This window comes from Cyanobium sp. A1C-AMD (genome assembly GCF_024346495.1).
GTDB lineage: Bacteria > Cyanobacteriota > Cyanobacteriia > PCC-6307 > Cyanobiaceae > Cyanobium_A > Cyanobium_A usitatum.
The window spans coordinates 1-5,639 of sequence record NZ_JAGQDB010000116.1 but is presented as its reverse complement, the minus strand read 5'-3'; the positions used below and the strand labels follow the sequence as shown (position 1 = coordinate 5,639).

Annotated in this window: 8 protein-coding genes; 1 reads left to right on the top strand and 7 read right to left on the bottom strand. The window is 64.9% G+C overall.

Annotation, left to right across the window (positions count from 1 at the left end; all coding sequences use genetic code 11):
• Positions 1-474: 474 nt before the first annotated feature.
• The 7 genes from KBY74_RS13930 to KBY74_RS13215 form a co-directional block, all read right to left on the bottom strand.
• Positions 475-696: a hypothetical protein gene (locus tag KBY74_RS13930; protein ID WP_396123195.1), complete on the bottom strand. Its 222-nt coding sequence runs from the start codon at positions 694-696 to the stop codon at positions 475-477.
• 274 nt (positions 697-970) lie between these two features.
• Positions 971-1,273, bottom strand: a complete 303-nt coding sequence (locus KBY74_RS13240; protein ID WP_254943100.1) for an NAD(P)H-dependent oxidoreductase subunit E — start codon at positions 1,271-1,273, stop codon at positions 971-973.
• Positions 1,257-1,541, bottom strand: coding sequence for a hypothetical protein (locus tag KBY74_RS13235; protein ID WP_254943099.1), 285 nt, complete (start codon positions 1,539-1,541; stop codon positions 1,257-1,259). The genes KBY74_RS13240 and KBY74_RS13235 overlap by 17 nt, the downstream gene beginning before the upstream one ends.
• Before the next feature lie 140 nt (positions 1,542-1,681).
• Positions 1,682-1,915, bottom strand: a complete 234-nt coding sequence (locus KBY74_RS13230) for a hypothetical protein (protein ID WP_254943098.1) — start codon at positions 1,913-1,915, stop codon at positions 1,682-1,684.
• A 77-nt stretch (positions 1,916-1,992) separates the two neighbouring features.
• A complete protein-coding gene (gluQRS, locus tag KBY74_RS13225) occupies positions 1,993-2,961 on the bottom strand; it encodes a tRNA glutamyl-Q(34) synthetase GluQRS (protein WP_396123196.1) in 969 nt (322 codons plus the stop codon).
• 91 nt (positions 2,962-3,052) lie between these two features.
• Complete coding sequence (locus KBY74_RS13220; RefSeq protein WP_006911342.1) at positions 3,053-3,328, bottom strand: HU family DNA-binding protein; 276 nt, start codon at positions 3,326-3,328, stop codon at positions 3,053-3,055.
• 192 nt (positions 3,329-3,520) lie between these two features.
• Positions 3,521-4,192, bottom strand: coding sequence for an MBL fold metallo-hydrolase (locus KBY74_RS13215; protein ID WP_254943096.1), 672 nt, complete (start codon positions 4,190-4,192; stop codon positions 3,521-3,523).
• Positions 4,193-4,403: 211 nt separating this feature from the next.
• Between KBY74_RS13215 and KBY74_RS13210 the strand changes: the two genes are divergently transcribed.
• Positions 4,404-5,639: alpha-amylase family glycosyl hydrolase (locus KBY74_RS13210; RefSeq protein ID WP_254943102.1), on the top strand; the 1,236-nt coding region annotated here is incomplete at its 3' end.

The following is a 5,639-nucleotide window of genomic DNA, read 5'->3' as shown; positions in this document are numbered from 1 at the left end:
CCCGATCATGGACCAGGCTGCCGTTGCCACACTGAACGCCGTGCCCGCCAGGAGATCGCGCCGGTTCATCCCCATAAGACCTGGCCAGCTGCTGGCACGTTAATCAACACCCCTCAGACAACACTAAAAGCGCAAATAAAGCAGGAAAAAATTTAGGAAGCTGAGCCCACCAGGCCATCTTTCCGTATTGAAGAAAACAAATTAAGGAGCCACTTCCACTCCAAAGAGCGCAGGTATGGGGCTCAGCTCATGCATGGCGCCTCAGCCAGCCCTGCATGAGCGCCTGGGCACGAGGCAGGGCTGCCTGGATCTCAACCGACAGAGTGTTGCCGTGCTCAAAAGCATGGGCCTGGAGGAGGAGCAGGCAGGCTGCAGGAGGTGCTGCTCCATGGCAAACCAAAAGAGGGGGGAGGCGAGCTCCTAATTGTTGGCGGCGATGACCTGATCCGCAGCAAGGCGTTGCTTAGCCAGGACCTAGTTAATCCTGCGAGCAGCTTCCGCAGCCCCTCCAGCAGCGACCATTTGCGCCGCCAGCGCCTGGGCTGCGGCCCGATAGGACGGGTCGGTGAGCACCTCCTGCACCGCAGCACGAATAGCGGTGGGCTGGGGGTGAGCCGTGCCGAGATCCAAGGAAGCTCCGGTGCGTCGGAGACGAGCACATACCTCCGGCTTGTCCTCGCCGGCACCGGCCGTCACTAAGGGGCACCCCGAAGCTCAAGGCGGCCTGCACGCCCCGATAGCCGCCGTTGGCGATCATCAGGGCCACCTTGATTAGCAGGAACCCGTAAGGGATATAACCAGCCGCTCGCACGTTCGCAGGCAACGCGCCAAGCGCCTCAATGGATCCATCTGGCCGGCCGGTGGAGACCACCAGCTCAATACGCAGCGGCGTCTGGCCCGCCGCGTGGGTGGAGCAGGAGAGGCAGGGGTCAAAGCAGCGGATTCGGCCTGCAGCCGGTTGAGTAGGGACTCAGGAATTTCGGCGCCCTCGGCCAGCGGTGCCTCGCTCCACCCCGTGCTGGGCCACCAAGCTTTGCCGCAGGCCCGCCTCCAGCCGCTCCGCCCCCCGCACAAAGCAGGCGGTGCCACGACACACCACACAGCGGTGCAATGGCGGAGGAACAAGCCGAAACAGGTGATAAAAACTGGCCACCCCCATCACATCGCTAAGGGGTCGCTGCATGGCAACCGCCAGCTGCTGCACAGCATGCAGGCGTTCGATCAGCGAGGCAGCCAGGCCATGGCAGCCGGGGCGATCAGGTGTCGTTGCCACCGAGGTCGTCCTCAAAACCCTGATCGGGATCAAACTCGCTCCAGCCGGGGCTGGCGTCGTTAAAGAGTCCATAGCGGGCCGCCTCGTCATCCATCTGGGTATTGCCGGTGGGACGGGTGTCGCAGCTGATGCCGCCATCGGCGGTGGGCTGGCAGTTGTCAAACTCCACCCCAGCCCGGCCTGGCTGACCCGCGAGCAAACCAGTGCTGATGACCCCCACTGCAAGGGCTGATCGAAATATCAGAGCCATGGGAAATATCCGTGCCATGGGGATCGTCAACCAGAACGGCTTACTGGGATGATGGCTCCGGTTTGGCCTCTGAGCGATGTACACGGACTGGACTGCCGTGATTTTGCTGCTGTTAACTGCGGCGCCCCTAGCCGTGGTGGTGGCTACCGCAGCCTTCTTCATTTGGCGGAAGAAGAAGCAGAAAGGCTGACCTGAAGCCCAGCCCGTCCTTTGAGAATGGCGGCGACGGTGGTAGCACCAATTGCCTGCAGCACCTTGCCCTGCCCTAAGCAATCAAGGCAGGTGCGGTAGCGCTGATCGTCCAGCCGCAGCATGCCGCTGCCTCCGCATTGCTGACAGCGGCAGGGATTTTCGTGGCTTGCCCGCTGCAGGGGCCCATCGGAGTAGGTCATCGAAATGTCCCCATTCGAGGACTTAGAGCTATCCACCAGTGTGATCTGCTTTTCCCCACTTGATCCCGAAACCTTCCTTAAGCCTGGGCGCCCCGGAGCACTTGGTCCAGCCGCTCTGAGCTGAGTTGCTGCAGTAATTCAGCGGCTGAAAGGCGGCTGCCAGCTGGCACCAAAGCCGCACTGGCAGCTAGCTGGCCCACCACTTCCGCTGCGTCCATGCCGAGCTGGTGGTAGCCCGCTAGCCCCTCGGCGCCCTCTCGCTTGCTGAGCCTCCGCCCGCTGCCATCGCACCAGAGCGGCACATGGCCGTAGCGGGGCGGGGGCGCGCCCAGGGCCGCCATCACTGCCACCTGGGCACCCGTGGCTCCCCAGAGATCGTCACCGCGCAACACATCGCTAATTCCCAAAACCAGCTCATCCACCGCTGTGGCCAGGTGGTACGCGAGGTAACCATCAGCCCGGCGCAACACCACATCACCAACAGCCGCTGGCCCATCGAGCTCCCCAGGAGCGCCATAGCTCTCCAGCCAATGCAGGCTCCCGGGCTCCAGCCGCAAGCGCCAGCTGGGCAGTCGCCCCTGCACCGGCCCCCAGCCGCCACTGGCTGCCCGGCAGGTGCCCGGATACACAGCAGCAGCACCGTGGGGCGCAGAGATATCGGCGAGCAGGCGGCGACTGCAGCGGCAGGGATAGAGCAAGCCATGGCGCCGCAGGGCTGACAGGGCCGTGGCGTAGAGCCCGCGCCGCTCGCTCTGACGCAGCACCGGGCCGTCCCAATTGAGGCCCAGCCAGTCCAGATCAGTCAGGATCGAAGTCTCAGCACCGGCCCGATTGCGGGGCGTGTCGAGGTCGTCGAGGCGCAGCAACCAGGCGCCCCCCCGCAGCCGGGCGTGCAACCAACTCAGCAGGGCCGTGCGCAGGTTGCCGCGGTGCAGAGCGCCGGTGGGGGATGGGGCGAAACGGCCGCGATACCCCAGCTGGCGCTGGGCCAGACCGGCCTCAACCAGGGCCTGCAGGTGGGATGGCAGCGGCGCAGCAGCCAGCAGGGGGGAGGCATCTCTCAAGGGGCCACTCTGCCGTGGGCACAAAAAAAGCGGCCCCTAGGGGCCGCCGTGGCAGGAATTACCTGCAACCAGATCAGCCCTGGACGCGGTCTTTGAACATCTTGCCGGCGGTGAAGGCAGGCACCCGCTTGGCGGGGATCTTGATCTTCTCGCCGGTCTTGGGGTTCAGACCCTGGCGGGCAGAGCGCTCACGGGGCTCGAAGGAGCCGAAGCCCAGGATTGACACCTTCTTGCCTTCTACGACCGAGTCGATGATGGTTTCGATGGCGGCGTCGACGACTTGGGAGACGTCGGTCTTGGTGAGCTCGGTGCGGGCGGCAACGAGGTTGACGAGATCAGCTTTGTTCATGGGAATAGGAAGCCTCGGGGGTGGCGGTCGTGTTGCGACGAAAGGTGGCGAGTCGGAAAACCCCGACCGGCCCTGAGATGAGCGCGCTAATGGTATGGGGCTCTGGCCGCTGCTGCAACACAGAAGTGCTCCGGCGCAACGGTTTTCGTGACAATTTCCCCACATGGGGGGGCCAGGGAGTCTCCAAATGGCTCAAAAGACGAGCCCAGCCAGCAGCTGCGCACCCCCATTGACGAGTTTGTCGCCGCGTAGGGCACCAAGCCCACCACCACTGGCGATCCAGTCGGGAGAGCCGGCCGGCAACCAGCTGCGCAGCCGCTCCAAACTGGCCAGCTGGCGGGGCCAATGGAAGGTGCGCGCCGTGCGCAAGGGCGCCAGCGCAGCTGGTCCGGTTGGTAAGAGCAAGCGCCCACAAAACAGGCCATCGACTGCTCCAGCACGCACCAGCAGCACGCAGGAGCCCGGCGTCGGCCCTGGGGTCCAGAGCAATTGGACCCCAGGCGCCAGGGTCAGCTGCTCGCCAAAGCTGGTGCACCCCTGCACACCCGGCAGCAGGTAGGCCTCCTGCTCCTGCACCAGCACAGACCAGCCCAGGGCCTCCTGCCAGCGCCGGCAGCGGCCGTGGCCCTCGCGGCTAGTGAGCACAAGCCTGCCTGGCCCCACCAGCTCAGTGCGCTGGCGCAACATGGCCAAATTTGCCTCAGTGAATCCCGGACAATCCACCAGCAGATCTCCGCCACCTCCATAAGCAGCGGCCTCCAGCAGCCAGCTGCTTCCCCCCTGGCTATCGCGGCTGGGGGCGAACAGCCACAGACCAGGGCGCACCTGCTGGGGCGGCCGGCCGGATTCGGGGGGTTGGGTCAACTGGGTCAACTGGGTCAACTTGTTCAAGCAGGTGGCGCGGGCAAAAACAGGGCAAGGGGTGGAGCGCGATCCGTCCGGAGACGGGCACCGCAGGCAACTTCCTGCTGCCCCAGACCAGATTCGCGCCTAGCGTCTCCGCAGCAGGCTCGGCCCCTTGACGGTCCAATTCAACATTCCTGAGCTAGCTCCACCCCCGAATCACCACCAAGGGATTCACATCGGCCACCCCTGGCCGCTGGGGGCAAGCCTCACTAGCCGGGGTGTCAACTTTTCGGTGGTGGCCCCTCTGGCCACCCGGATCGAGCTGCTGCTGTTCGCGGACGGTGAGGCGAGCGAGCCAGCGCGGGTGGTGGAACTGGACCAGCGGCACCGCTCTGCTGATCACTGGCATGTGGAGGTGGAGGGTCTGGGCCTGGGCAGCTGTTACGGCTACCGGGCATTTGGGCCGCTGCAGCCGGGTGGCCATGGCTTTAATCCGTCCAAGGTGCTGCTCGACCCTTGCGCCCGAGCGATCGCCGGCTGGCAGAGCTATCAGCGTGGGGGCGCCGTTGGGGCGGCACCTAACACCGGCCACTGCCTCAAGGGAGTGGTAACTGAGCGCGACCGCTTTGATTTCAGCCACGCCCCCCGGCCGCGCCACAGCTGGCAGAAGAGCGTCATCTATGAACTGCACGTGGGTGGCTTCACCCAGGGACCGGGCTGTCCTGTGCCAGCGCAGCTGCACGGCAGCTTGCTTGGGCTGATTCCCACCATTCCCTACCTGAAGGATCTGGGCATCACCACCATCGAGCTGCTGCCGGTGATGGCCTTCGATCCCAACGACGCCCCGGCCGGACGCCACAACTATTGGGGCTACAGCCCCTTGAGCTGGATGGCGCCCCATCCCAACTATCTGGTGGGCGATGACCCGCTCTGCGGCCGCGACCAGGTGCGTCAACTGGTGACCGCCTGCCACCGGGCCGGCATCGAAGTACTACTGGATGTGGTCTACAACCACACCACTGAGGGCAATCAGGATGGGCCCACCCTCAGCTGGCGCGGCTTCTGCGACCGCCTCTACTACCAACAGAGCGCCAAAGGCGATTACCAAGATGTGAGCGGCTGCGGCAACACCATTGCGGCCAATCGGCCGCTGGTACGCCGGCTGATCCTGGAATCGCTGCGCTGCTGGGCCACGGAGCTGGGAATTGATGGCTTCCGCTTCGACCTGGGCATCGCCCTCAGCCGCGGCGACAACCTGGCCCCCCTTGACGCGCCGCCCTTATTTGAGGAGATGGAAGCCGATCCAGATCTCGGCGACCTGAAACTGATCAGCGAACCCTGGGATTGCGGTGGCCTCTATCGCCTCGCCGACTTCCCAGCTCGCCGGGTGGCCACCTGGAACGGCCGCTTCCGCGACGACCTGCGTCGCGTCTGGAAGGGTGATGAAAAAACCTGCTGGACCATG

Excerpts from the sequence above, each read along its gene's own strand:
- KBY74_RS13235 (WP_254943099.1), bottom strand. The coding sequence starts at position 1,541 with ATGGCACGGATATTTCCCATGGCTCTGATATTTCGATCAGCCCTTGCA.
- KBY74_RS13230 (WP_254943098.1), bottom strand. The coding sequence starts at position 1,915 with ATGACCTACTCCGATGGGCCCCTGCAGCGGGCAAGCCACGAAAATCCC.
- KBY74_RS13220 (WP_006911342.1), bottom strand. The coding sequence starts at position 3,328 with ATGAACAAAGCTGATCTCGTCAACCTCGTTGCCGCCCGCACCGAGCTC.